1 protein-coding gene is annotated in these 687 nt (G+C 42.4%); it reads right to left on the bottom strand.

The window, feature by feature from the left end; all coding sequences use genetic code 11:
- Positions 1–176: 176 nt before the first annotated feature.
- On the bottom strand, positions 177–506 hold the full coding sequence (locus tag R7093_RS25705) for a hypothetical protein (RefSeq protein ID WP_020835034.1): 330 nt from the start codon (positions 504–506) through the stop codon (positions 177–179).
- Between the last annotated feature and the right edge of the window lie 181 nt (positions 507–687).

The following is a 687-nucleotide window of genomic DNA, read 5'->3' as shown; positions in this document are numbered from 1 at the left end:
CAACACGGTCAATATTAAAGACCTATCCACTCAAGTTGCTGATTCTGCAAACCGCACTAACGAAGCCATGCAATCTCAACACGACAATGTACGCAAGCAGGATGAAATCCTAAATCGCTTTACGGTTTAGGTCTTTCATCAACAAAAACAGCGAGCCTAGCTCGCTGTTTTTGTATCTATAGTTTTACATGGATATATCGGTCACTTGAACGACGATAATAATGGTCATCCACTTTTAAATACGTAAAGTTACCAATTTGAATGTAAGTGCTATTACGAGGAATGCGGTCGTAATAGTAGTATTGGTGCCTTGGCGGCCTTGGGTTCACCACAATCACATCATGATGTCGGTGTTTATGCTTGTGCTTACGTTTATGGTGGTGATGGTCATGATGATGCTCGTGTTTATGACCGTGCCTGTGTTTTGGATCTGCCATCGCTTCCGCACTGAACACACCCAAAGACAGCATAACGCCAACCATGGCAACAGATAATTGCTTTGACACAACGATTCCCCTTATCGATATAACTATCACTATATTAGTCAGCATCTGCTTACCACATGTCAGTTGTTCGCTAAGGAGTATCACCTCTCGGTCAGAGCTTATGAACAATTATCAGCACGACGTCAAAGCCGTCATCTCTCGTAAAACTTATGTCATTGCCATTAAAAAAGCCGCTCGTTTT

It is taken from the genome of Vibrio sp. 1580, assembly GCF_033340055.1.
Note: the sequence above shows the minus strand (reverse complement) of the source record. Positions and strands in the feature narration are given on the sequence as shown.